The sequence below is a fragment of the Streptomyces sp. NPDC045021 genome (genome assembly GCF_056432645.1).
Genome location: NZ_JBWKIQ010000020.1, coordinates 75,327 through 99,585, shown reverse-complemented (window position 1 = coordinate 99,585; position 24,259 = coordinate 75,327). Strand labels below are relative to the sequence as shown.

Here is a 24,259-nt window from a genome sequence, read left to right as displayed (position 1 = left end):
CGGAGGATGACGGTGGGGGAACGGCACGGTGTGCCCGGCGGTCGGTGACCTGGAACGCCCACCGCTGACCTCCGACCTTCGAGCGGGACGCTGGGTGAAATGACCGAGGAAACAGCATCGGCAGCGGTGAAAGGCATGGTCACAGGCGCGGTCACGGCCGTGACGTCGAGCCATGAGGTCGTCGGAGCCCCGTGCTGGATCACCCTGATGGCGCGTGACCTGTCGGACGCGCAAGCCTTCTACGGTGCGGTCCTGGGATGGCGGTTCCGGCCGACCGCCCTGGGAACCGGGTTCAGCCTCGCGCTCTCCGACGGTGTACCGGTGGCCGGTGTCGGCGTACTCGACTCCGACCTGCGGGCCCCGATCGGCTGGACGCCGTACTTCGCGGTGGCCGATGTGGACGAGACCGCGGCGCGCATCCGGGAGCGCAGCGCCACCGTCGCGGTGGGGCCGCTCAGCTTCTCCGTGGGTCGCGGCGCCGTGGCGGCGGACCGTGACGGCGCCGTCTTCGGCATCTGGGAGGGGGATCTCATCCCCGACTGGTTGACCTGGCGCAAGGACGCACCCGCCTGGCTGCGCCTGCGGACCCGCAATGCCTTCGACGCCGCGATCTTCTACGGCGAGGTCCTCGACTGGGCCTCCGAACGCCCGGGCTGCTGCCAGGTCGCCTACGAGGAGGACGACGTCGTACTGCGCCACGCGGGCCATGTCGTCGCCCGCCTCAGCTCAGGCCCGCCGGAGGCCGTGCCGGGGGCAGCGCACGAGACACTGCCGGAATCGATGCTCCAGCCCCGCTGGCACGTTCATTTCCCCGTCGACGACGTGGAATCCACTGTCGCGGTGGCGCTCCGTCACGGCGGCGCGGTGCTGGCGCTGCGCGGCACCACCCGTGACCCGGAGGCGACGCTGCGCGACGCCGAAGGCGCGATGTTCACCGTCAGCACCCGTGAAGACCGCGACTGACGCAACCGAGGCGGGAGAAAGGCTCGCGGCTATGCCTGCCGGGACAGAGAGCCGACGACCTCGTGCACATTCCGGTACGTCTCCTGCGGGGGCAGCTCGCTCACCATCTCGATCAGACGATCAGGGGCGTGCCGGCCGTTCAGGACACGCAGCAGGTCGCCGCGCGCTGCGGGGAAGGCCCTACGGCCCAGATGGCGGGCGAGTTCGAAGCCCAGCTGGTCCTCGGGTGCGAGCGATCCGGGCGAGGCGACCGGGCCCGACGCGAGGGCCGGATCGTCGTCCGCGACGGGTTCGGGGTCGTGCCATTCCTCGACCCGGGTGGGGTGTCCTGAACGGAGCAGGCCCCGCAGTTCGTGCTTCATCTCCTCGTCCTTGTGGACGCTGAGGCGGTCGCTGCCTCGCTGCATGGTTTCCTCCTAGACCTTCGACTAGACCTTCGAAAACGTTCTGGCCCTTGTACAACGCTCTGGCCCTTGTACAACGCTCTGGCCCTTGTACAACGCTCTGGACCTTGTACAACGTGGGGATGTGTGTACCCCGTCTGCCCGCCGTGACACGTGCCCGCGCAGCTCGGCGGGGGACGCGCAGCAGGTGCCGGCTCGGCGCACGATATAGCGTCAAACTAGCCCATTCAGGTAATCTGATCACCAGGAAAGGCGCCCGTAAACTTCATCTCCAGGAAGCTCGTACGACCTCCAGCAGCGTCGAAGGAGCGTCATGTCCGGCCGAGCCAGAACCCGTGATCCTGCTGCCTCGGCCGCGCTCGCCGCCTCGGCCGAGCGCGTCGCGCGCCCGCCGGTACCGTCAGGCCTCCCCGAGATCCCGGACCCACGGTCCCTCCGGACCTCGGACGCGCGAGCCCTCTCCGCGGCCCTGTTCCATCGGCTGTCGTCGCTGGAAGAGGGCACCCCGGAGTATGCGTACGTGCGTAACACCCTGGTCGAACTCAATCTCACGCTGGTGAAGTACGCCGCGTCCCGGTTCGCCCATCGGACGCAGTCGATGGAGGACATCCTCCAGGTGGGCACGATCGGCCTGATCAAGGCCATCAACCGCTTCGACGTCACGCGAGAGGTGGAGTTCTCGTCCTTCGCCCTCCCGACGATCTGCGGCGAGATCAAGCGTTTCTTCCGCGACTCGGGGTGGGCGGTGCGGGTGCCGCGCCGGCTTCAGGAACTGCGGATCGACATCGCCAGGGCGTCCGACGAGCTGGAGCAGCAGTTGGGACGAGCGCCGACGACGGCCGAGCTGGCCGACCACCTGGACGTGGACGAGGCGGAGCTGCTGGAAGGACGGCGGGCGGCGAACGGCTACAGCGCCCGTTCGCTCGACGCGACCTTCGACGACGACCCGGACCCGGACCCTGCCCCGGCGCAGCGGTGCCTGGGCGAGGAGGATCAGGCCTTTTACACGGTGGAGTGCCTGGTGTCGCTGAAGCCGCTGGTCGCGGCTCTTTCCGAACGTGACCGCATGATCCTTTCCCTGCGGTTCGTGGAGGAGCTGACGCAGATCGAGATCGGCGCGCGGCTGGGCGTCTCCCAGATGCATGTGTCGCGTCTGCTGACACGCATCACGACGGCGCTGCGCGAAGCCCTCCTCGCGGACAGCCCGCTCGCTGGTGCGGTGGAACCGGCTACCGCCCGGGTCGCCGCCGACCGCGCGGCAACGCCATCTCCACCCACACCGTCTTCCCGCGCTCCCGAGATACGGACCCCCACCTCCGGGCGAGCCACTTCAGAACGATCAGGCCGTAGCCGCCGGGTTCAGCCGCTCCGGTCGGCCGGGGCCCGGGGTGCACCGGGCTGTCATCTGTGACCTCGATCCGCAGCCGGTCGCCGGTACACGTCAGCACGATCTCCCGAGGTCCGTCAGCATGCAGGCAGGCATTGGTGACGATCTCGGACACCAGGAGCAGAGCATCGTCGACGACGGCCTGCTGCTCCCTGTCCCGGGCGTCCGCGGGGGGAATCCATTGCCAGTCCGCCAGGGCCTCCCGGCAGAAACCGCGGCAGCGGCGCACGACGCCGTCGGTTCCCTGCAGAACGAGCCGACGCGTCTGCCCCTGCGACGGTCGGGCGTCACCCACGACCTCCTCCAGCCCGGTGGACGATCTGCTGTCCTCATCACGATGAGGGGACGGCCCTTCTCGTCGGGGCGCATGCCCGGAATACGACGATTCACGCGTGGTGGGACGGCGTGGGACGGGCCCGCAGGACGAAACCTCCTCACGCGTGGGCGGCTCGCCCGGAATGCTCGCGCAGGAGGCCGCGGGCGCGGGGCTCCCACGTACGGGTCGAGTCAGGTGACGGGCTCCGGGGCAGGGATCGGCCCCGGTACCGGGCCCGGCTTGGGGTGCGGGTTCGGGGAGGGGCGCGGCGGCGGAGGATCCGGCTCGGGCCGGGGCGGAGCCGGCGGCACGGGATCCGGCCCTGGCCCGGGCAGGGGACCAGGCACGGGACCCGGCCGCGGGCCGCCCGGCGGCGGCGCGGGCGTCGGGTTGGGCGGGACCGGATCGTGCGGAGGGTTGCTCACTCGACGAGGTGCTCCGGCCATGACGGGCTCCTTCCGGAGGAGGCTTCCGGAGATGGTTCCACTACTCCAGGAGATCTCTCCTGCCGAGCGCCTGCTCAGGAACGCCGCCCGCAAACGGACAAACGCAAACAGACGGAGTACGCCTTGCCGACGTTCACCTCGTTGATCCAGACGCGGCGGAATGGGCTGTCACTGTGGTGGACGTCCTACATCATGATCGACGGCACGATGATCCGCTCTCCCGCTCTCCCGCTCCCAGCCGTCCAGGCTGCGCCACGCAGTGCGAAGCGCACGTCGGGCCGGTCGGCAGGCGTGTTTGTCAGCCGTGTTCGTCGAAGTCCACCGGCGGCAGGTCGTTGAGCTCCTTCTTGGTCAGCTCGACCCGGATGCCGCCGCCAACGTGCGTCACCGCGCGGATCGGTATGGCGACGACCTTCTTGCCCCAGAGGTGTCCTTCTTCGAGCAGGACGTGTGTCACGCCGTGATCCTGCGGGTCGATGACCAGCCCCTTGACCTTCCCGACATCACCGTCCGGCGCTTCGACCGGTTGCCCGCGGCGGATCTGTACCTCGCCTTTGGGGACCCTGTCGTAGGTCGTGGTGCGGGGCTTGGTGCCGGGCGCGGGGATGAAGCCGGGCGAGCCCATGCCGATCACGCCCATGCCCAGCCCGTAGTAGGGCCAGGCGATCATCTGCTCCGGCGTGTAGCCCAGCTGGTCCTTGTCGGCGGACAGAAACTCGGTCACTTCCGCCGGTTCGAACTCCTGGAAGTCGGCCTCGCCGCAGTGCAGACGGATGTCCTGCCCGTCGCTCGCGGCCTCGGCCAACTCGATCGGCACCAGCCGCTTGGAGTCGTACCCATCCGTGGGTTCGACCACGAGGTGAGTGAGGGTCCGCGCCACCGGATCGATCACCACCCGGTTCAGATGTCCGCACAGCCCCTCGCGGCAGTGGACCTCGGCACCGATGGCGTATTGCGTCGCGTCACTCATGGAAGCTCCCACCGCGCGCTCTGGAGTGGACACAGTGCGCATGCCCCGCTGGATCGATCTGACCCGCCCTGACCGTCTGCTGCTCGCTGCTCCTGCTACTCCGGGTTGCGGCAGTCCCCAGTGGCCTGGGCGCTCACCGTCGCCGTGGTGATCTGGTTCGCCGCCACTTGGCTGCTGATCCCGGCCCTGCTGCTGCGCCACGACGAGCGGCAGCGGCGGAAGTGAATCACCATGGAAACCGGGCTCCACAGTCGTTCAGTTGTTCTGGTACCTAACGGAAAGCCGTACGCCATGAGGTTCACACAGAAGAAGCTGGAGTCCCGTCACGGCCATGCGCCGGTACGCGAGGCCCTGGACCGGATCGAGGAGCAGCAGTACCTCGACGCTCTGACCGGGCCGCTCCAACGCGCCGTCCGCGCTCTCCCGCTGGGCCGGGCCCGCGATCTCCTGCGCGGTTCCTGGCTCGGACACCCCCTGCATCCTGCCCTGGTGCAGGTCCCGATCGGCTCGTGGACGAGCGCGGCCGTGCTCGACCTGATGCCCGGTGAGCAGCGCGCCGCGACAGGTCTGGTCGCCCTTGGCCTGCTGGGGGCCGCCCCGGCGGCGGTGGCGGGGTGGGTCGACTGGGCGGAGCAGCACCCGCGCCAGCTGCGTATCGGTGTGGTGCACGCCGCCGCCAACGCCACCGGCGTCATGCTCTACGCGGCGTCCCTGGTGGCCCGGCTGCGCGGCCGGACATGGGCCGGTCGGACGCTGGGCATGGCGGGCCTGACCGTGGTGAGCGCCGGCGGCCTCCTCGGCGGCCATCTCGCGTACCGGCAGGCGACGGGCGTCAACCGCGCGGAGGTCGCCTGAGCAGATGCAGAGCGTCCTGGTAGGCCGGGGTGGTTCGTCGGCTACGACTTCCTTCGCGCCGTCGCCGGCACCGGCTCTCAGTTCCTGGTCCGGCTGTGCGCACACCTGCGCCCCGCGGTGCTTGCAGTCCTTCCCGACGGCTCCTACCCCACCCGCTTCCGCGGCCTGTGTGTCCGCATCGTCGAAGCCGACATCACTCTCGCCACCAGCAACGGACAGCGCATCACGGGCCGCTACCGGCTCGCGACAACCCTCATGGACCCCCGCCACGACCCCGCCGAGGCCCTGATCCGCGTCTACCACGAACGCTGGGAGATCGCTTCTACTCTCTGCGGCACACTCTGCTGACCGGACGGGCCCTGCGGTCCCAAGATCAACGCGGTGTCGTCGGCCCCGGCGACGGCGAGCCATTCGATGGCGTGGACGAGCAAGGGGCGTTGTCGAACTGGCCGGAGACGAGGGGCCAAGTGGCGAGGGGAAACGCCGGACACCCAGCAGCCTGAGCAGTGATACCCGTGCCGCCCCGATCCACAAAACCTCTCAAGATCGTGGCTTCGTGCGCCTGGTCTCGACCCGGTCGAGCGCACCGTCCGTAAGGGTGTCGAGGATGTCGTTCCGGAGGGCCGCCTTGGGCAAGAACCGGCGAGATCCGCGAATGTGCGCCGCCCGGATGGCAGGGTGCTGTCACGGGACACCGTGCCCTGTGCCATCACGCTGCCCTATCACCTCGTTGTTGTAGGGGAGCGCGCATCCACGTGCGGGAGCGTCTCTTTCGGACAGTCTCCGCGATGGCGGTGACGGAGAAGCGGGAGCCCGGCGTGGCTCGACGGCCGAAGCCACCGAGTTCGCGGGTTGTGGCGCCAGCCGGAGTGCCCGGCTGGTTGCTCCGCGGACCTCGGCAGCTTCATGCGCTTTGATGGAATTGCAAAAAATGGCAATTCATTACATGCTGTGTGTGCTGTGTCTGCAGGTAGCCGCTGACGCAGCGCGAAGCCCAGTCCGGTGGAAGCCGGCGATGAGGAGGGCGTGCCGTGCCGGTTCCGCTGTATCAGGCCAAGGCCGAATTTTTCCGGATGCTCGCGCATCCGGTGCGGATTCGCGTGCTGGAGCTGTTGCAGGACGGCCCGATGCCGGTCCGGAGCTTGCTGACAGCAATCGAAGTGGAGCCGTCGAGTCTGTCGCAGCAGCTTGCTGTGTTGCGGCGCTCGGGGATCGTGACGTCCACCCGGGACGGCTCGACCGTGGTGTACGCGTTGGCCAGCGGAGACGTGGCGGAATTGATGTCCGTGGCCCGCGCCATCCTCGCGCAGGTCCTGACCGGTCAGAACGAGCTCCTTACCGAGCTGCGGCAGAACGAGGTCGTCTCGCGGTGAGTAGGGCGCTGCACAATCTGTGGGCTTCGGTCCGTTCGCTGCTCCCGATACGCGCCGACTTTTCCGGGATGCGGCGGCAGCCGCGCCGGGACCTGCTGGCCGGGCTGACGGTGGCGATCGTGGCGCTGCCACTGGCCCTGGGGTTCGGGGTCTCGTCCGGGCTCGGCGCGGAGGCAGGGCTGGCCACCGCTGTAGTGGCCGGCGCGATCGCGGCTATCTTCGGCGGATCGAATCTGCAGGTGTCCGGGCCGACCGGGGCGATGACCGTAGTGCTGGTCCCGATCGTGGCTCAATACGGCCCGGGCGGCGTGCTCACCGTCGGGCTGATGGCCGGCCTCATCCTGATCGCACTAGCTGTGGCGAAGGCCGGCCGGTACATGAAGTATGTTCCGGCGCCGGTCGTCGAGGGCTTCACGCTGGGCATCGCCTGCGTGATCGGACTGCAGCAGGTACCGGCCGCACTGGGCGTGGCCACGCCGAAGGGCGACAAAGTTGTCGTCGTGGCGTGGCGCGCGGTGGAGGAATTCGCGGCACGTCCCAACTGGACGGCCATCGGCCTGTCGGTCGGCGTCGCCGCACTCATGCTGGCCGGGGCCCGCTGGCGGCCGACCATACCGTTCTCCATCATCGCGGTCATCGCGGCGACCCTTGTAGCGCAGGCGGCGCACCTCGACGTGTCGCGAATCGGGCATCTGCCGGCCGGCCTTCCCGCGCCCTCCCTCGGATTCCTGGACCTGTCCACCGTGTCCTCGCTGTTGGCTCCCGCGATCGCGGTGGCCGCGCTCGCCGCGCTGGAGTCGCTGTTGTCGGCGACCGTGGCCGATGGCATGACGGTGGGGCAGAAACACAATCCGGACCGTGAACTGTTCGGGCAGGGCCTGGCCAACCTGGCCGCTCCGCTGTTCGGTGGAGTTCCCGCGACAGCTGCCATCGCGCGTACCGCGGTCAACGTGCGCTCCGGGGCGGGTTCCCGGCTCGCCGCACTCACTCACGCCCTGGTCCTGGCGGCGATCGTGTTCGCGGCGGCGCCGCTGGTGGCCCGGATCCCGTTGGCCGCGCTGGCGGGGGTGCTGCTGGCCACCGCGATCCGGATGATCGAGGTCGGTTCGCTGCGGGCGATGATCCGCGCCACACGGGGTGACGCGCTGGTCCTGGTCCTTACCGCGCTGGCGACGTTGGCGCTCGACCTCGTGTACGCGGTCGTCTTGGGGTTGGTGGTCGCGGCGGTGGTTGCCCTGCGGGCGGTCGCCCAGCACGCCCGGTTGGACCGGGTCCCGCTGGAGCACGACCCGGCGGGCGATCACAGCGTCGAGGAGCATGAACTGCTGGCCGAGCACATCGTCGCGTACCGGATCGAGGGACCGCTGTTCTTCGCCGCCGCGCACCGCTTCCTGCTGGAGCTGACCGATGTCGCCGATGTGCGGGTGGTGATCCTGCGCCTGTCACGGATCACCGCCCTGGACGCCACGGGGGCACTGGTCCTCAAGGACGCGGTGCACAAGCTGAGCCGCCGCGGGATCACCGTGATGGCATCGGGCATCCAGAGCGGCCAGCAGCAGGCTCTGGACGCGCTTGGTGTGCTGGATCCGTTGTACGCCGACGGCAGAGTCTTCAGCACCACGCCGGAGGCGATCCGGGCCGCCCGAACCCACCTGCAGTGCACCGGCGTTCTGCCGATCCCCGCACAAGCCACCAGAGTCCCTACCGAGGAGCCGGTCGGATGACTTCCACGTCTCGCACCATGACGGAGATGATGGGCCCCGAAGCCCTGTGGCTGCTCAGAGGCGCCGCCGGTGGCCGTCTGGTCTTGGTCCAGCGCGGCCTGACCCAGGTGCGGCCCGGGGTTCATGTCCTGGAACACGGTCGTCTCATCGTGCGTGTTCCGGCTCCCGAAGGTGCCCTCGCGGGACCGGCTGTCGCGACGTACAACTCCGAGGAGATCGATGCTGCACGGGGCAGCGGTTGGTCGGTCAGCATCACTGGACCGGTGGAACTGATCGTTGACGTCGATGAGGCCGCGCACTATCGCCGCACACTCCCCGGCTGGGTCTTCGGTCCGCATGACTCGCTCGCCCATATCCGCCCGCACACCGTCCGCGGATATCGGCTCACCGACGCTGCAGACGCCCGCGCGGGGATTGCCGGTTCAGGAAGGTCGAACAGTTCGTGACCCGGATCGCTGACTTGCATCACCGGCACGTGAAGACCCTTGCCCTGGCACCCGGCGCGGTGGCCCGGGCGCGCGAGACCGCCGAGGATGTCTACCGCGCCTGGGGCATCGACCGGGCCCACCCGGTCATGGGGCCGGCGCTGCTCATCCTGAGCGAACTGGTCACCAACAGTGTCCGGCACGCCGCCACGGCATCCCCGCAGGCCACCGTCACATACGCGGCCGGGGCGGATGTTCTCGCCTTCGCGGTCCACGACCGCCATCCCCATCAGCCGGACCTGGTCGAGTTCGCCGTCGCCGGTGGTGGCCTGGCGATGATCGCCGAGCTGACCGCCGAGTTCGGGGGCACCTGCACGGTGCGGCCCGACGCCGATGGAGGCGGGAAGAACATGTGGATCACCTTGCCGCTGTAGAAGGCCGGCCCGCAGTGGTCACGTCGCAGAAGAAAGCGCGAGAAACAGACATGACGATCCAATGGCACTACACCACCCTCGACGGTCTGGGGCTCCTGTCCGTCTCCGGCTTCCTGGGCGCTGACTCCGTCGCCCGCTTCAGCGGAGCGGTCGGCTGGGTGCAGGCGCGAGGCGCCGGCCCCGTCATTCTCGACCTCGCTCTCCTGCAGGGATGGTCAGCAGCAGGTCAGGAGGCCGTGACCGAAGCGGCCCGCCGCCTGACTGCCGTCGGCCGGCCGCTGGAACTCGCGGCGATCCCCGCGGACGGGCTGGTCGTCCCTGACGAATTGCATCCGCCGGTGACCATCCACTACGACCTGGCTGCGGCTCTGACCGCGCATCAGGTGTCTGCGGAGGACCCGAGCGGCCAGCAGGAGTGGAGGACCACCGGTTGGCCGAACAACGGAGTGTCGGCCACGGCCTGATCCACGGGTCGGCTCGTCAGGGCTGGCTGTATCCATCCGGGAACGTGCCGATGCGGGTCACCGTGTCAGCAAGATCGTCAGCACCCGGCAGCGTGACGAGCCGGAAGTGGTCGGGCTCGGACCAGTTGAAGCCCGTTCCCTGAACCACCAGGATGTGCTGGGCCTTGAGCAGGTCCAAGACCATCAGCGCATCGTCCTTGATCTTGTGAACCTTGTGGTCCAGGCGGGGGAAGGCGTACAGGGCGCCCCGGGGCTTGACGCAGGAGACGCCGGGGATGTCGTTGAGGATGATTTTCCATGCGTTGTCGCGCTGTTCCCGCAGCCGCCCGCCGCGCGGCAGAAGGCCGCCGATCGACTGGTGGCCGCCGAGGGCCGCGGCGATGGCGTGCTGGGCGGGCACATTGGCGCACAACCGCATGTTGGCAAGGATGTTGAGGCCCTCGACATAGTTGGCGGCGTGGGCTTTGGGGCCGCTGATCGCCATCCAGCCGGAGCGGAAGCCGGCCACCCGGTACGGGCCGGTGTTGAGTTTCACGATGGGGTGCCCCGCAGCCTCCAGCCGCATCGCCTCGTCGAGCACCGGTCCGCGAATGTCGTAACTGACATTCGCCGGTTTGGCTGACTGGGTCACCTGCATGCTCATCGCCTTACGGGTAGGGGTCGGGTCGGCCTGAGAGTGTGATCCCTGGGGTCAGACATCGGTGGGGTGCGAGGAGCCGGACACCAAGGCGAGGGTCAGGGCCTGGACCAGTCCGGCTTGCCCGACCGGTGGCAGCAGGCCCCCTGCCGGAGCCCGTGCGGCCAGCGCCCGCACCGCGCTCACCAGCCTGTGCGGGCCCAGGTGACAGCTGCGGGCAGCGACAGTGAGCAGAGCCGGCAGCGCGTGAAAGGGATGTGGCTGCTGGGTGCTCTCGTGCAGGGGCGGTAGCTCCTGCGGGCAGGCGCGCAGGACGGGAGTCCCGTCCCGGGGTGCGGGCCGACCGAACGGATCCACCACCAGATCGGCGGGAAGCGGCTCGGCGGATGAGCCGGACATGTCGATGGTCAGGTCACGGATGCGAGCGGACAACAGCAGACCGGACAGCTCACATCCGGCTTCGGGCCCGGCCAAGACCACCCGCGCCATGTCGAGCGGGATCCCTCTGCGGTCCAGGGCGTTGAGCGTCGCAGCCGCGGTGGCGACGGCATGGGCGCGGCAGAACGCATCGACGTCGGGGGTCGATGAGCCCTCCAACGCCGCCCGGACGGCATGGGCGTACATCGGATGCGTGTGGATCAGACACGCAGCCGCGAAGCCGGGCGCAAGAGCTGTGGCGATCGTGGCGAGGCCCCCGGGGGTGTCTGCAGCCACCGGCAAGGGATGGATGTCCAGGCCGGTGGCGGACCGTCGGTATCGACCGTCACACGCTGCGCACCGGTGTCCGGATGGACGTCCTCGGCAACCAGCGCCGCCCCTGCGGTCATGGCAAGGATCGCCGTCACGGTGGAAGACGCCGGGAACCGGACGGTCACCTCAAGGCCGAACTCAGGCCGGGGCCGGTCAGGGAGCCGGGTCATCGGACATTCCCCCACGGTTGGAGAACGGGGCCGACGCGACGGGTGCTCCCGCCAAGTCAAGGTCGGGTGCTCCGCCGATAGACCGGTGCGGCGCCCGGTGTGTGCCCGTCACCAGGCATCACAGGTGAGCCGGTAGCCCTCGATGCTCTGCGGGTGGATGAGCAGGAAGTGCTCGGCGTGCCCCGTTGCCGTAGCACCCAGCCGCGCCCGGTAGTGCATCAGGCGGGCGCCGGTGAGCTGGTCGGCGAACCCGGTGACGATGACGGTCCATCCGGTGTGGTGTCGCATATCGATCTGGTCGACCTGGTATGTCAGCCGCCGGGGGAAAGCGAACCGTGATGCGGGAGCGGGCCGCTGCGCGCGCAGGATGTGCGGTGTGTGACAGCAGGAGTCCGGGCCTCGACACGACATCAAGATCACCTCTGCACCGCTGCGGCAGGCCGCTCCGGGACCGGCAGTTCGACACCGTGCGCCCGCCCCAGCCGCTGTAGTTCCTCCAGGTCGACCGAGTACACGGCGACCATCCAGACGTCTCCCGCCTCGGCGGCATCGGCCAGCGACTGGCACAGCGCGGCCGCCTGCCGCTGTAGAGCGGCCCCGAATCCCTCGCCCATCAGCAGCTCTCCTTGTTTTCCGCGCAATCCCGGTAGCAGGGACGGATGGACCGGTTACCGCCGCTGGCGCACGCGCCCGGTCGGTGAGGTGGCCGCTCCGGATGTCAGGGCCTCGGAGCGGCCATTAGCTGATGACCTTAGCACTTGCTAAGATTGGCAACTATGAACAATGGAATGAAGAGGCGGATGAGGATCACACCCATTCGCGGCGACGAAGCGCCAGTCCTGCTCTGCCCCGCCTGCACCCTGCGCTGCCGGCCGGCCGCCCTCGACGGGACCAGCCGCTGTCCGCGGTGCGGGAACGCACGGAGGGTGCACCCGTTCTCCGCCACCGCATCCCGCGCGAGCCGGACCGCTCACGCGATGCCGCCCCGCGAGAGCGACGAAGCCGGTGGCGACGGCCATGAGCACCACCCCGGGCCGGGATGGCCCCCGTCGCCATGGCCGGGTCGGTTTCACAGCGGGCACCGGGCAGTGGGGCGACCGGGGAGCGATGCTGCTCCCGCGGGTGTGGTCCCCGGTCAAGGGCGGGGGCGGAAGTAGCCATGGAGTGGTACTTCGAAGACTGCTACGGCACCGGTGTGCTGCATCTGTCCGGTCACCTGGGCCGACGGGTCGCCGACCGGTTCGCCGGAGCGGTGGACTGGGCCCGGGCGCGAACGACCGGAAATCTGGTACTGGACATGTCCGGGCTGATGGGCTGGAGCCCGGACGGGGAAGCCGCAATCCTCGACGCCGCACACGCCCCTTTGGCACTGTGCGGGCTCCGCGGCCGCCCTGCGCCGCTACTGACCGGGAACTCCCCGGCCGGCATCCGTATCTTTCCCGACCTGAACGCCGCCTTGGCGGCTCTTCCCCCGGCGCGGGTACCCGCGGGCACCGGTCGACAGCAGTAGGCGGGCCCCTCCCACGCCGCCGGAGCGAGGAGAACCGCACAGAATTGCTAAAGTCGGCAAGAGATCAGTTCCCGCTTCGCCCGGGTCGAGGCAGGGTACTCGCGTGCGGTTGCTGCCCGGAATCCACCGACCATGTGCCGGGACCCGGCCCCGGAACCCTGGAGGCGGCCCACGTGAGCGCCCCGCTGTATCAACTCAAGGCCGACTTCTTCAAAACCCTCGGCCACCCCGTCCGCATCCGCGTGCTGGAACTGCTCAGTCAGCGGGAACACGCCGTGGCGGAAATGCTGCCCGAGGTCGGGATCGAAGCCGCCCACCTCTCCCAGCAACTCGCCGTGCTGCGCCGCGCGAATCTGGTGACCACCCGCAAGGAGGGCTCCACCGTCTACTACCGGCTCACCAGCCCTCAGGTAGCCGAGCTCCTCGCGGTCGCCCGCACCATCCTCGGCAGCCTCCTGGCCGGCCAGGCCGAGCTCCTGCAAGACCTTCGCGCCACCAATCCCACCCTGACGACCGCGCCGCCCGGACCTTCCTGACCGGCCTCCGGGCCCGACCCCTTCGGAGCCGACCATGACCGCTGCCGCCCATCCCACCGTCGCCGACGCCATGGCGCCCCCCGAACTGCACGTCAGTGACCACACGACCATCGACAAGGCCCTCGCCGTGCTCCACGGGGCCCATACCGACCACGTCCTCATCCGCGACGACGAGGGACACTGCGCCGGCATCGTCACGCGCGATCAGCTCACCGCCCACTGCGCCCAGCCCTGGTACGCCCAGGCCACCCGCGTGCGCGACATCCCCCACGACTGCAGCCCCTTCGCCCGCCCCGACATGCCCCTCGGTGAGGCCGAAGCCACGATGCGCGAGCGGTCACTGGCCGTGTGGCCCGTCGTGGACGACGACGGCATCGCTCTCGGCGTCCTCACCCTCGGGCCCGAACCCCAGGACGGCGGCGTGACGGGCACCGGCGCAGCAGCCGGAAGCGCCCCCGCCGACGCATCCTCCACCCGTCACACGGTGGCCAACCCGTGGACCGGGCGGACCGTTTGGCCCTACCGCCCGTAACAGCCACAGGAGCCTCCGCCCCCTACGGGCCCACCACGGACTCACTTTGCGTGTCACCACCCTTGACAGGCCCGACAGTTGCCAACATTGGCAATTAGCGAGCCCTATCTGTTCGGGTGACGGAATGGAGGGGTGAGCACGTCCCGCATACGAACAACGGCCCTGTGCTCGCGTCCACGCTCCGGTGTCCAGCCGCCTCCTGCTGTCACAGCAAGGAAGTCTCCCCCCGCGCCCGTCAACATGTGGGGCTGGCAACCTCCGTCCTCACCGATGTCGACAAGGTCTTTCCCGGTACCAAGGCCCGCTGGAACGGAAAAGCACTGCTGTCCGCCTGGCACAAGAACCCGTACGCGCTCGGCGCGTACTCCTGCTGGTCGGTCGGCTACCTCCACCGCTACGCCGGCTACGAAGGCACCCGGCAGGGGAACATCCACATCGGTGGTGAACACTGCTCCTACGACTTCCAGGGCTACATGAACGGCGGCGCTGTGGAAGGCGAGCGGGCGGCTGATGAGGTTCTGGGGGACCTCATCACCTGATCCCGGCGCACTACTCCTCGGAGCGTTTGTGCTCAGCGGTGAGGTGGTCGTACTCACCGCTGAGCACCGTGATGCGCAAACAGCCCGAGATACCCAGCCGGTCAGCCGGTCAGCCGGTTCGGCGGGATCGGGACAGCCAGCCGAGGGTAACGGCGATCAGGCCTACCAGCATGGCAACGTAGGCGCCGCCCAGCCCGTTGCCGGTGCCGAGACCGCCGTCGGCGGTGGCCGCGACGAGTGTGCCCACGACGACGGCGAGCGAGCCCGCCACGAGGGCCGTGACGACCCCGTTCCTCCTGACCCAGGTGCCGATGTGACCGTTACCGGTGCGACGGGCCAGGGCCAGCCCGCCGTTGACCGCGCCGAGGAGGCCCACCAGTGCGGCCGTACTGGCTGCGATGCGCCCGGCGCTCAGGGTGTAGATGCTTGCGGCGACCGGATGGACCGAGGGGTCCGCGGCGGCCGGTTCGGCGAGCGCGAGCCCACCGATCAGGGTGGCTCCAAGCACGGCAAGCACAGTGCGCACTGGCATGGTGTGCTCCTTTTCCTCGCTGTAACGGGACCACCCGAGCATGTCCGCCGGAGCCGCCTCGGGTCGTCCGTCGGACGCGGACTCTTCGCGCTGCCGCAGACACGGCAGGCGCTGGGGAAGTACTGCGCCCGTCGTAGTCGGCCGCTCGTCCGCGAGCGGGATCCGGCCGCGGCAGCGACCGGCTAGGGTGCGCGCATGAGCACAGGTTGGTCCGGTGTCCCAGCCGCGGCGAGGGACTGGGCGATCGCCGTCGGAGTGGCGGCGACGCTGCTGGTCACCGGCCTGTCCGAGCGGCACTCCGCCATGAGCTTCGAAGCCGAGCACACCCGGGAGGAGACCGCGCGGCACCGCGCCGACGAGGAGAGGCTGCACATCGCGCGGGAGCTGCACGATTCGCTCATCGTCGAGTCGGCCCAGGTCCGCTGGCGCGCAGTCACCGGAGCCCACCACGTCGCGCTCGTCCGTGCGGGTGTGTGGTTTGAGAACGGCGTCCTGGTCGAGCGGGAGGAGGCCGCTGCCTGACGTCACGCGACCTTCGACAGTCGGCGGTCCATCCCACGACAAGAACGTGATCATGAGGCAGGCTGTCGGAATGAGATCGCGAACCGGTGGCATGTGGTGGGGAACGACGATCGAGGCGCCGGACCCCAGCGGCTTGGCCAAGTTCTACGCCGAACTCCTGGATTGGCACATCGGGCGCGAGGAGCCGGGAACGGCCATCGTCGCCGCCTCACCGCAAGGACCGTTCTTCGTGTTCCAGCGGGCGGACGGCTATCGGGCTCCGGTCTGGCCTCCGACCGCCGGGGAACAGCGCCCGATGATGCACTTCGACTTCCAAGTCGGCGATCTGGACTCGGCGGTCGCTGAGGCAGTCGCCCTGGGCGCCACTCTGGCGGAGCACCAGCCACAGAAGAACGTCCGGGTGCTTTTCGACCCGGCCGGCCACCCCTTTTGCCTGTGCTTCGACGAAACATGACTGGGGATCAAGGGGTCGCAGGTTCAAATCCTGTCGTCCCGACGGTGCGACCAGCGGGTTTGTCGGTAACGGCAGGCTCGCTGGATGCGTTGGCGGTACACGTGATGGCCCGGTGACGGCGACCCGGCATCAAAGATCATTCCGCGCGACGGCACCTCTACTCAGAGATACGCCACGACGAGACGTCCGGTGAGGCCTCGGACGGCCCGCTCTTTCGATGGACCGTCGGGTGAACCGTCAGAGGATTTGGCGTGGGTGCGGTCGGCCCGTTCGAGCTCGGTGCCGATGGCGGTCACCGCGGCTCGTGCGGCGTGCGGCAGTAGGTGCCCGTAGAGGTTGACCGTGATCGACATCGTTGAGTGTGCGGTGCAGGACGGCGAGGTGGTCCATCGGCACCGTCAGTCGCCGGGCGGCATCGAACGGGGGTGTGCCGTCGGCGGGATGGATGCGCAGCACCGTGTCGAGGACCGGCCCGTGGTCCCGGAAGGTGTGCGTGGCGGTCATCTGCAGGAAGCGGGCCCGCACCAGCACACCATCGCGGCGTGACCACCGGCAGCCGACGGAACCGAACCCGGCTGCCTCACCCGGAAGGCTGTCCACGAGCCACTGGCACTCCTCGCTCGGCTCGGTCACCGGCGCCCGGTCCGCGGGGGCGGCGCGGTCCCGTTCGGCCACGGAGCTGTAGCGCGCCGCGACGGCCGGGTCCAGGCGCCGCAGATCGATCACGCCGCCGGTTCTGTTGGGCGATCACGGTTTCGACGCTCGGCCGCCTCATGCGATAACGGGCAGCAAATACCCGCTACCAGACCCTTGCCACGCCCCGGATTCCTGTCCAATACTGCGCACTACGACCTCCAAATGGTCTATACCGCGCAAGATCGAGCAGTGAATCGCGCACAACCCCGCACCGCACCGTGCCGAACCGTCCCTCCGACAGACCGGACACCCGATGCGACCCCTCAGATCTCTGGTCGCGGCCGCCCTCGCCGCGAGCCTCGTCCCCATCTACCTGCTCGCCACGGCGCCGGCGACCCAAGCCGCCACCGGCACCCCGACGACAGTCCCGTCCCTGCGCTCCTGGACCGCCGGGACCGGCTCGTTCAGCTTCACCTCCGCCGGCCGCGTCGTCGTCGACCCCGCCTATGCCGCACAACTCACCGCAGACGCCAACACCTTCGCCGCCGACCTGTCAGCCCTCGAAGGCCGAACCGTCGCCGTCGTGCAGGGTGCCGCGGACGTCGGCGACATCGCCCTCACGCTCGGCGGCAACGGTCTTCCCGCCGAGGGCTACATCATGACCGTCGGCAGCAGCATCAGCATCCAGGGCGGCACCACGACCGGCGAGTTCTGGGGCACCCGGACCGTGCTGCAGATGCTGCACCAGGGCTCGACGATCACCGCCGGCACGGCGACCGACTCGCCGACCAAAGCCGAGCGCGGCCTGATGATCGACACGGGGCGCCGGTTCTTCGACGTGCCGTTCGTCGAGAACCAGATCCGCGACATGGCCTACCTGAAGATGAACTACTTCCATTTGCACCTGTCGGACACGTTCGGGTTCCGGCTGGAGAGCAGTACACACCCCGAGGTCACCTCGACCCAGCACTATTCCAAGCAGGACATCGCCGACATCATCGCGGTCGGCAACAAGTACCACGTCACGATCGTCCCGGAGATCGACATGCCGGGGCACATGGACGCGATCCTCACCGGCGAGCTCAACATCGGGCACGACTACCGGCTCAAGGACAGCTCGGGAGGCGTCAGTAGCGCCTTCATCGACCTGTCCATCCCCGGCGCGCGGAGCCTGATCAGTGACCTGATCAACGAGTACCTGCCGTTGTTCACCTCCTCGCGTTACTGGCACATCGGCGCGGACGAGTATGTGACCAACTACAGCGCCTACCCACAGCTGCTCACCTACGCGCGGGCCAACTACGGCGCCAGCGCCACGGCCAAGGACACTTACTACGGCTTCATCAACTGGGCCGACAGCCTGGTCAAGGCCGGAGCGAAGACCACCCGCATGTGGAACGACGGCATCAAGGCCGGCGACGGCACCATCTCCCCGAACGCCGACATCATCGTCGAGTACTGGTACAACAACGGCCTCACGCCGCAGCAGCTGATCAACGCCGGGCACACCGTCGCCAACGAGTCCTGGGACCCGACCTACTACGTCTACGGCGGCTCGAAGCCGAACACGACGTGGATGTACGAGACCTGGAATCCGGACCTGTTCCAGGGCGGCAACACCATCAACAGCGCTTCGAAGAACCTGGGTTCCCTGATCCACGTCTGGTGCGACAACCCCGGCGCCGAGACGCAAGACCAGACCGCGGCCGGGATCAAGTACCCGATGCGCGATCTGGCACAGATGACCTGGGGCACCCCCAAACTCGCCGCCACCTACGCCGCCTTCATCCCGATCATGGACGCCGTCGGCCGCAACCCCCTCTGGCCCGGCACCGGCACCGGCAACCTCAACGGCGTGCACACGCTCACCACCGGCGGCAAGGCGCTCGACGACCCGGGTGGCTCGACCGCCACCGGCACCCAGCTCATCACCTGGGCCCTGCACGGCGGCACGAACCAGCAGTGGACGTTCACGCAACAGTCCGACGGCTCCTACACGCTCGTCAACGGCACCTCAGGACTCTGCGCCGACGTGAACGGTGGCTCGACGGCCGCCGGCGCCAAGATCATCCAGTGGACCTGCTCCGGCACCACGAACCAGGAGTGGACCGCGACCCCACTGGCGGGCGGCGGCTACACCGTCAAGTCAGTCAAGAGCGGACTGCTGCTGACCACGGCCTCCACAGCCGACGGCGCACTGGTGACACAGCAAGCTGACACCAACTCCGCGCTCCAGCACTGGACCATCGGGTAGCCCGCCGGCACCAGGGCTCCGAGCACACGATCGACCAGGCATCCATCAGGCACGAGGGGGACCGCCGCAGCGTACGGCGGTCCCCCTCGGAACAACCGGCGTTCGGCTCCTGACGCGCCTCACGCTCGACGGCACCTGCACCCTGGGATGTGAACAACGACACAAAATGGGGCGTCTACGGCGCCGCGACAACGCCGTCGCGAACGAGGATCGGGGCGATCTCCCCGGGCGCCGGCGTTCAGCCTCGTTTGAAGACCGCCTCGGCCTTGTTGTGGCCGCAGGGAAGCAGCTGGATCGCCGTGCCGCCATTCACCGCGCCCACGCACAGACGCGGCCTCGATCGCACGTACCCCGAACCCGGTCCGCCCGACCGGGTTCGCCGAGAAAGGGAGAGCATAATGACGATCAGGCAGCGGGGTTCACCACGCGCGGCCCTCCGGAGCGGCCAGCCGGACGAAGCCGCCGTCGTGGTGGATCAGCGGGCGGCCGTCGGCGATGTGACGGGCGGAGACCACCTGGCCGATGACGAGGGCGTGATCTCCGACCGGTAGCCGGCTGACGGGTGCGAGCACCAGCCAGCCGAGGACGTCGTCGAGCACCGGCAGGCCGAAGGCGCCGCGGTGCCAGCGCGTGCCCGGTCCGAACTTCGCCGGGCCAGATCCGCCGAATCTGCGGGCGATGTCCTCCTGGCCGTCCGCGAGCAGGTGGACCATGACGTGCGGCGCGTTCTCGACGGTGGCCCACGACGACGTGTGCAGGCCGACGGTGAACGACAGGAGAGGCGGGTTGAGCGACAGGGATGTGAGGGAGGTCGCGCAGAAACCGGCGGGGGTCTCGGCGCCGGCGGTGATGACGGCAACGCCCTTGGCGTGGTGGCGCAGCACCCGTCTCATCAGGTCCGGCCCCACCCCGGCAGGAGTGTCGGTCTCCCGCCGGGGTGCGCCTTTAAGGAGGGTGGTGCCGTGCGCGCCGCGATCGCTCGGACGCGCGGCAGGGGGCGCCTCCGTCACACCACTCCCTCCTGCGTCTGGTCCCTGTTGATCAGGTCGCCGGCCTGCAGCTCGATCTCCTTGAGGTATGGGGAGGTCTCGCCGGGGCCGTAGGCCGCGAGGTGGGCGCGCCAGTCGGAGAGCGCGCCGGCCGTGTCGTTCGTCGACTGGCGGCTGACGCCGCGCCGGTAGAGCAGCTCGGGATCCTGGTCGCCGAAGGCAGCGATGGCGCGATCGAGATCCTCCACGGCGCGGTCGTGGTGACCGAGCTCCTGCAGCGCGATGGCGCGGTTGGCCCGTAGAGCGGGGTCGTCCGTGAGCCGGATGGCTTCGTCGAGGTCGGCGACCGCTTGCGCAGGCCGGTCCGTGGAGTAGGCCAGTACGGCACGGTTGGCCCAGGCTGCGACGAAGGCCGGGTCCTCCGCCAGCGCGGCGGTGTACTTCGCGTACGCGCCCTCCGTGTCACCGCAGTCCGCGAGCAGCGAGCCCTGGGCGGCCAGCAGGTTCACGTTGCGCGGGTCCAAAGCGAGCCCGCGTTCGATGTCGGCGCGGGCGCGTTCCATCTCGCCGCAGGCCAGTAGCAGATCGGCGCGGTTGACGATCGAGTCCACATGATCGGGCTCGACGTCGAGCGCGTAGTCCAGATCCCGCAACGCGGCCTCGTCGTCGCCGAGTTCGCGCAGCAGGTCCGCGCGGTTGAAGTGCGCCTCGTGGAACGGCGGGCTCAGCCGGATCGCGGCGGCGTAGTCATCGAGGGCCTGGGCGTACTGGCCGGCGGCGCGGTGCTGCGCGGCCCGCTCGAAGTAGTAGTCGCCGTAGTCCGGATCGCGGCGGATCACCTCGTCGTAGTCGAGCAGTGAGGCGGCGTGGTCTTTGCGGCCGCCCTGGACCTGCGCCCGGTTGTACAGCAGTACCGAACGGTGCAGGAGTTGCTCGTCGGGTCCGAAGTCGGCGTCGGTGATGGCCATCGCCTCGTTGACGAGTGCCAGCGAGCCGTCGAGGTTGCCGCGGTGCAGTTCTACGAGGGCTCGTGCGTTGCGCATGAAGGCCCTGACGAGGATGCGCCGGTGCGGGTCCGGGTGGATGTCGGCGATCGCGATCGCGGTGTTCACCCACGCCAGCGCCACGTCCTCGTCGTGCGCGTCCTTCGGAAGGAAGCGGGTGTGGAGCATCGCCATCAGGTAGCTGGTGCCCATGTGGATGTCGGGCTCGGTCGAGCCCTGCCGCATCTCCTCGAGGTAGCCGATGGCTTCGTCGCCGCGCCCCAGGTAGGAGAGGCAGGCGCCGATCTTGTGGGTGAAGTTCCAGTACGCCTTCGGCCGTTCGGCGCCCGGGACGATCTGGCGTCCGCGCAGGGAGAGTTCCACCACCGCCTCGTAGAAGCCCAGGGCGAAGCAGGCATTGACGGCCTGGGCGATGGCCTCCACACCGGCACCGGCCGGGTCGGATCCGTGTTCCAGGTGGTAGGGGATGGCCCCGATCAGCAGCGTCGGCTCGCCGAGGGCAGCCAGCTTCTCGGCGCGGGCGGTGTGGCGGCGGGCCCGTTCCAGCGGTGGCAGGTCGGAGTAGGCGCGAAGGAGGGCCGGTTCGCGGCTGGTGCCGTCGGAATCGATGAACAGCTGGGCGAGGTCGGCGTCGGGTGGGAACTGCGGTTCGGGGCGAGGCCGGCGCCCGACGCGCAGAGCGCGGGCGGTCAGGTCCTGTCCCAAGGCGTCGTCGGCGGTGCCGGGGTTCTCGACGATCACGGTCAGCAGAGCGGGGTTGCAGCGGCGCAGCAGAATGGCCACCAGGTCACGGTCGGTGGGGTCGGCTTCGTCAAGGTCATGGAACGCGATGACGACTCCGCCGGGATGCTTGATGCGGGCCCAGTCCATCAGCAGTTCGGCCACGCCGTGGCCGAGGCGGATCGCGCGGGTCGCGGGGTAGAACCGGGTGCGTTCCTTGGAGTCGGCGAGGTTGGTGAGGGTCTGGGGCGGCTGCGGGACGATGGGGGTGAGTTCCGGGGCGAGCGCGACGACTTCGGTCGCTCGCGCCGCCACCGCTTCGGAGTTCGCCTCCATCAGCTCGGGCACGACACGGCGCAGCAGGGAGCCGCCACCGGTGTACGGTCCGCGGAGCCGGCGGTGGCACCAGACATCGAGAACCGCTTCAGGTGGCAGCGGAAGGCCGCCGTCCGCAGAGTCATCCGCGGTCGCGTCGATCCAACAGTGCCGGGGCAGGGAGGAAGTCACGTCAGTGCTCCTTGGAGTGAGTTCTTCCGGGTCCGGGCGCGCCGGTCCCGCACGGTGACGTAGAGCAGCAGACCGACTTCGAACGACGTCAGCACGACGAAGATCACCGCATCGAGGAGGTCGGAAGCGGGAGTCCGCGTGCTGGTGAACCGGCCGAAGGCCGTCGACCAGAGGTGTACGGCGGTCGGAATGGCGGCCCACACCAGGCTGCCGAGGGAGAAGCCGTAACCGGCCACGAGGATGGGCGCGTACCAGCGCGCCATCGCGCGGTCACGGTCCGACCACTCGGTGTCCGGCTGCGGGGGCTCGCGGCGCAGCAGCCGACGGAAGCGCGTGCGCAGGTAGAAGCGGCTGGCATTTTGCAGATCTGTGCAGCGCAGAGCGTTGGACAGGACGAAGTAGAGATCGGTCTCCAGATAGAACATGAACTGCCAGATGAGGCGGATCACGCAGCTGAAGGCGACGGCCAGGCAGAGTTTGTGGATCCACGGGGCGATGCCGTGCCCGTCCAGGGCCACTGACAGGAGCGTCAGCACGGAGATCATGACGGCGTCGGCCAGCATTCCCGCGAGGAACGGCAGATACCGTCGTCGCCTTTCCACGCTGAGCAGGGAGTCCAACCGGGTCTCCGCGACGAGGTAATAGAGCCGGCGTCCGATTCCGAGCCGCGAGGGAAGACCGAGCCGGCGGCCGGCCAGTGCGTGGAAACTCTCGTGCACCAGGATGCAGGGGATCGCGGCACCGAACAGAGCCACCGGTATCAGTGAGAGATAGCTGGTAAAGAACACCTGGTGGTAAGAGGGGCGCAGTTGTGGTTCTTTCACCATCGCGGCGACCGTTACAGCCATCAGCGCGATGTAGCACACCCAGGCTGGCCGCGAGAATGCCCACCGGCCCAGCCGCTGCCATCGCACCGGTGAATCCGCAGGCGCGAACGCATCCTCGTCCTCGTTCTCGGCCCGAAGGAATTGGAGATCCTCAAGCGCCGCGAGGAAGTCGTCCATGTCCAGGGACTCGCCGCACGTCCGCTCGTACCACGCGGCCACGTCGGGGACCGGGGTTCCGGAGCCGAGCATCCGCAGGGCCTGTGCGCCCTCCTCGGGGAACACCGCGTACGAGCCGATGTCCGGTCTGCCGACCATGACGCCGTCGTCCTCGGCCACCATCGTGAGCTTGTGGAGGCGGACAGTGGAGCCGCCCGGTACGGTCACGCTCATACGGCGCGCCTCTCTGCGTCAAGCGGGATCGGAGCTGGGCTCCCGACGGGGCCCAGCTCCGAAAGGGGCGTGTCAGGCCTGGGAGCAGCTGTAGTAGCACGCAGTCGTCAGCCGGATCGGTCCCGCCTTGCGGATCGACATCTTCGTCATGAGTTCCCTCCTCCCGATGGATCGTGTCGAGTGGGGTACGTGCACTGGCCGCGCCGGAGAACAGGGTCGGATACGGAGCCCGTCAGGTGAGCCCTGAACCGACAGTGGGCATGCTCTGCCGTCGCCCGGAAGGAGGAATCCCGCCTGTACCGGAACGGCCAGGTCATTTGCAGGGGTGCGCCATTTCCGCACTGAATCCGGACGTGCTGGACTCAGGATCTGCCCGGCCAGTGTTTTCCATGCCTTCCCCCCTCCTCCAGTGATGCCAGAGCGACCACACGAGGTCGCAAAGGGATCGCAGGAGGTAATAGGCCTGGACGCCAACAAATTACTGCGAACCGTCAATTGAGTGGATCAATCCAGCGTTGATCCATTCAAGGATTCGACGGTCCGGCGTCGAGTCCATGCACAGCATCGGGTCCGTTATCTTCTCTGTCAACCAAGGAATGGCAGCATCCGGATACCCGTTCATCTGAGCTATTGGTGTATCGAGCCGAATTTATTGACCGGTCATCCGCATCAGGGGGCATCACTGGTAACAGCTGTCACGGGTAGAGACCCGAAAGTTCCGTTTACAGATCAAGGCAAATCGTCGGCGGGGTTATTGTAAAGCAGCTTTTGATCTCTTGATGGACGCAGGTCGGGGGAGGGGCGCTGCAGGAAGGTGACCGGGGATCTTCAGGTCAGATGTCGCCGCTGCATGGGTTGGTGCGGATATGAGGCAGGCGCGGATACCAGCCATCGTGCGGGTTCCGGTATCCATGAGCTCACTGGCTGAAAGACCGTTCCTGGCGTTCCGAATTCTGACCTCGTAGCCGAGGCGCTTGACTAATCCCCCA

The 24,259-nt window shown here is 68.7% G+C and carries 26 protein-coding genes and 2 pseudogenes; 16 read left to right on the top strand and 12 right to left on the bottom strand.

Annotated features, from left to right (window positions below; genetic code table 11):
• The first annotated feature begins 99 nt into the window (after positions 1 to 99).
• Positions 100 to 963, top strand: a complete 864-nt coding sequence (locus tag AC07DC_RS38495; protein WP_478919418.1) for a VOC family protein — start codon at positions 100 to 102, stop codon at positions 961 to 963.
• Positions 964 to 992: 29 nt separating this feature from the next.
• Here AC07DC_RS38495 and AC07DC_RS38490 read toward each other — a convergent pair whose 3' ends face one another.
• Entirely contained in the window at positions 993 to 1,370 is a 378-nt protein-coding gene (locus AC07DC_RS38490) for a DUF2795 domain-containing protein (protein ID WP_478919416.1), read from the bottom strand.
• A gap of 310 nt (positions 1,371 to 1,680) precedes the next feature.
• Here AC07DC_RS38490 and AC07DC_RS38485 point away from each other — a divergent pair.
• Positions 1,681 to 2,569 (top strand): annotated as a pseudogene (locus AC07DC_RS38485) (SigB/SigF/SigG family RNA polymerase sigma factor); the annotation flags it as partial.
• Between the two features lie 27 nt (positions 2,570 to 2,596).
• Here AC07DC_RS38485 and AC07DC_RS38480 read toward each other — a convergent pair.
• Together AC07DC_RS38480 and AC07DC_RS38475 are read right to left on the bottom strand one after the other, a co-directional pair.
• Entirely contained in the window at positions 2,597 to 2,869 is a 273-nt protein-coding gene (locus AC07DC_RS38480; RefSeq protein WP_478919454.1) for an ATP-binding protein, read from the bottom strand.
• A gap of 945 nt (positions 2,870 to 3,814) precedes the next feature.
• Positions 3,815 to 4,486 (bottom strand): PRC-barrel domain-containing protein, encoded by a 672-nt coding sequence (locus AC07DC_RS38475; RefSeq protein ID WP_478919415.1) that lies wholly within the window; start codon positions 4,484 to 4,486, stop codon positions 3,815 to 3,817.
• Positions 4,487 to 4,777: 291 nt separating this feature from the next.
• Between AC07DC_RS38475 and AC07DC_RS38470 the strand changes: the two genes are divergently transcribed.
• The 7 genes from AC07DC_RS38470 to AC07DC_RS38440 all read left to right on the top strand — a co-directional run bounded on the left by AC07DC_RS38470 (position 4,778) and on the right by AC07DC_RS38440 (position 9,761).
• Complete coding sequence (locus AC07DC_RS38470; RefSeq protein ID WP_478919413.1) at positions 4,778 to 5,341, top strand: DUF2231 domain-containing protein; 564 nt, start codon at positions 4,778 to 4,780, stop codon at positions 5,339 to 5,341.
• 117 nt (positions 5,342 to 5,458) lie between these two features.
• The gene (locus AC07DC_RS38465; protein WP_478919411.1) at positions 5,459 to 5,689 is read left to right on the top strand and encodes a hypothetical protein; all 231 of its coding nucleotides are present in this window, start codon (positions 5,459 to 5,461) and stop codon (positions 5,687 to 5,689) included.
• Positions 5,690 to 6,372: 683 nt separating this feature from the next.
• Positions 6,373 to 6,714, top strand: a complete 342-nt coding sequence (locus AC07DC_RS38460; protein WP_478919410.1) for an ArsR/SmtB family transcription factor — start codon at positions 6,373 to 6,375, stop codon at positions 6,712 to 6,714.
• A 68-nt stretch (positions 6,715 to 6,782) separates the two neighbouring features.
• Positions 6,783 to 8,438 (top strand): SulP family inorganic anion transporter, encoded by a 1,656-nt coding sequence (locus AC07DC_RS38455; RefSeq protein ID WP_478919453.1) that lies wholly within the window; start codon positions 6,783 to 6,785, stop codon positions 8,436 to 8,438.
• Positions 8,439 to 8,455: 17 nt separating this feature from the next.
• On the top strand, positions 8,456 to 8,884 hold the full coding sequence (locus tag AC07DC_RS38450; RefSeq protein ID WP_478919408.1) for a pyridoxamine 5'-phosphate oxidase family protein: 429 nt from the start codon (positions 8,456 to 8,458) through the stop codon (positions 8,882 to 8,884).
• A 29-nt stretch (positions 8,885 to 8,913) separates the two neighbouring features.
• Positions 8,914 to 9,297: an ATP-binding protein gene (locus AC07DC_RS38445; protein WP_478919407.1), complete on the top strand. Its 384-nt coding sequence runs from the start codon at positions 8,914 to 8,916 to the stop codon at positions 9,295 to 9,297.
• Positions 9,298 to 9,347: 50 nt separating this feature from the next.
• Complete coding sequence (locus tag AC07DC_RS38440; protein WP_478919406.1) at positions 9,348 to 9,761, top strand: STAS domain-containing protein; 414 nt, start codon at positions 9,348 to 9,350, stop codon at positions 9,759 to 9,761.
• A gap of 16 nt (positions 9,762 to 9,777) precedes the next feature.
• Here AC07DC_RS38440 and AC07DC_RS38435 read toward each other — a convergent pair.
• From AC07DC_RS38435 to AC07DC_RS38420, 4 genes and pseudogenes are all read right to left on the bottom strand, one after another.
• Positions 9,778 to 10,275 (bottom strand): annotated as a pseudogene (locus tag AC07DC_RS38435) (aminotransferase class I/II-fold pyridoxal phosphate-dependent enzyme); the annotation flags it as partial.
• A 177-nt stretch (positions 10,276 to 10,452) separates the two neighbouring features.
• Entirely contained in the window at positions 10,453 to 11,112 is a 660-nt protein-coding gene (locus tag AC07DC_RS38430) for a hypothetical protein (RefSeq protein ID WP_478919404.1), read from the bottom strand.
• A gap of 314 nt (positions 11,113 to 11,426) precedes the next feature.
• The gene (locus AC07DC_RS38425; RefSeq protein WP_478919403.1) at positions 11,427 to 11,606 is read right to left on the bottom strand and encodes a hypothetical protein; all 180 of its coding nucleotides are present in this window, start codon (positions 11,604 to 11,606) and stop codon (positions 11,427 to 11,429) included.
• Between the two features lie 128 nt (positions 11,607 to 11,734).
• On the bottom strand, positions 11,735 to 11,932 hold the full coding sequence (locus tag AC07DC_RS38420) for a hypothetical protein (protein ID WP_478919402.1): 198 nt from the start codon (positions 11,930 to 11,932) through the stop codon (positions 11,735 to 11,737).
• Positions 11,933 to 12,477: 545 nt separating this feature from the next.
• Here AC07DC_RS38420 and AC07DC_RS38415 point away from each other — a divergent pair.
• The 4 genes from AC07DC_RS38415 to AC07DC_RS38400 all read left to right on the top strand — a co-directional run bounded on the left by AC07DC_RS38415 (position 12,478) and on the right by AC07DC_RS38400 (position 14,435).
• Positions 12,478 to 12,828: an STAS domain-containing protein gene (locus tag AC07DC_RS38415; protein WP_478919400.1), complete on the top strand. Its 351-nt coding sequence runs from the start codon at positions 12,478 to 12,480 to the stop codon at positions 12,826 to 12,828.
• Positions 12,829 to 13,001: 173 nt separating this feature from the next.
• On the top strand, positions 13,002 to 13,364 hold the full coding sequence (locus tag AC07DC_RS38410; RefSeq protein WP_478919398.1) for an ArsR/SmtB family transcription factor: 363 nt from the start codon (positions 13,002 to 13,004) through the stop codon (positions 13,362 to 13,364).
• Positions 13,365 to 13,398: 34 nt separating this feature from the next.
• Entirely contained in the window at positions 13,399 to 13,896 is a 498-nt protein-coding gene (locus AC07DC_RS38405) for a CBS domain-containing protein (protein WP_478919397.1), read from the top strand.
• Between the two features lie 242 nt (positions 13,897 to 14,138).
• On the top strand, positions 14,139 to 14,435 hold the full coding sequence (locus AC07DC_RS38400; RefSeq protein ID WP_478919395.1) for an FAD-dependent oxidoreductase: 297 nt from the start codon (positions 14,139 to 14,141) through the stop codon (positions 14,433 to 14,435).
• A gap of 109 nt (positions 14,436 to 14,544) precedes the next feature.
• Here the strand turns inward: AC07DC_RS38400 and AC07DC_RS38395 are convergent, their stop codons facing one another.
• Positions 14,545 to 14,967, bottom strand: a complete 423-nt coding sequence (locus tag AC07DC_RS38395; protein WP_478919394.1) for a DUF6223 family protein — start codon at positions 14,965 to 14,967, stop codon at positions 14,545 to 14,547.
• 195 nt (positions 14,968 to 15,162) lie between these two features.
• Between AC07DC_RS38395 and AC07DC_RS38390 the strand changes: the two genes are divergently transcribed.
• Complete coding sequence (locus AC07DC_RS38390; protein ID WP_478919460.1) at positions 15,163 to 15,489, top strand: hypothetical protein; 327 nt, start codon at positions 15,163 to 15,165, stop codon at positions 15,487 to 15,489.
• A 70-nt stretch (positions 15,490 to 15,559) separates the two neighbouring features.
• Complete coding sequence (locus AC07DC_RS38385) at positions 15,560 to 15,943, top strand: VOC family protein (RefSeq protein WP_478919393.1); 384 nt, start codon at positions 15,560 to 15,562, stop codon at positions 15,941 to 15,943.
• A gap of 237 nt (positions 15,944 to 16,180) precedes the next feature.
• Here the strand turns inward: AC07DC_RS38385 and AC07DC_RS38380 are convergent, their stop codons facing one another.
• Positions 16,181 to 16,669: a hypothetical protein gene (locus tag AC07DC_RS38380; RefSeq protein ID WP_478919392.1), complete on the bottom strand. Its 489-nt coding sequence runs from the start codon at positions 16,667 to 16,669 to the stop codon at positions 16,181 to 16,183.
• A gap of 223 nt (positions 16,670 to 16,892) precedes the next feature.
• Here AC07DC_RS38380 and AC07DC_RS38375 point away from each other — a divergent pair, with 223 nt between their 5' ends.
• The gene (locus AC07DC_RS38375; RefSeq protein ID WP_478919391.1) at positions 16,893 to 18,833 is read left to right on the top strand and encodes an RICIN domain-containing protein; all 1,941 of its coding nucleotides are present in this window, start codon (positions 16,893 to 16,895) and stop codon (positions 18,831 to 18,833) included.
• Between the two features lie 419 nt (positions 18,834 to 19,252).
• On the opposite strand, the gene AC07DC_RS38370 is transcribed toward AC07DC_RS38375, so the two are convergent.
• Genes AC07DC_RS38370 through AC07DC_RS38360 form a run of 3 tightly spaced genes read right to left on the bottom strand, consistent with a single transcriptional unit; the run spans position 19,253 to position 23,270 of the window.
• Positions 19,253 to 19,843 (bottom strand): flavin reductase family protein, encoded by a 591-nt coding sequence (locus tag AC07DC_RS38370; RefSeq protein WP_478919389.1) that lies wholly within the window; start codon positions 19,841 to 19,843, stop codon positions 19,253 to 19,255.
• Entirely contained in the window at positions 19,840 to 22,053 is a 2,214-nt protein-coding gene (locus AC07DC_RS38365) for a tetratricopeptide repeat protein (RefSeq protein WP_478919388.1), read from the bottom strand. Before AC07DC_RS38365 ends, AC07DC_RS38370 begins: the two co-directional genes overlap by 4 nt.
• On the bottom strand, positions 22,050 to 23,270 hold the full coding sequence (locus AC07DC_RS38360) for a hypothetical protein (protein ID WP_478919387.1): 1,221 nt from the start codon (positions 23,268 to 23,270) through the stop codon (positions 22,050 to 22,052). The genes AC07DC_RS38365 and AC07DC_RS38360 overlap by 4 nt, the downstream gene beginning before the upstream one ends.
• Positions 23,271 to 24,259 lie beyond the last annotated feature (989 nt).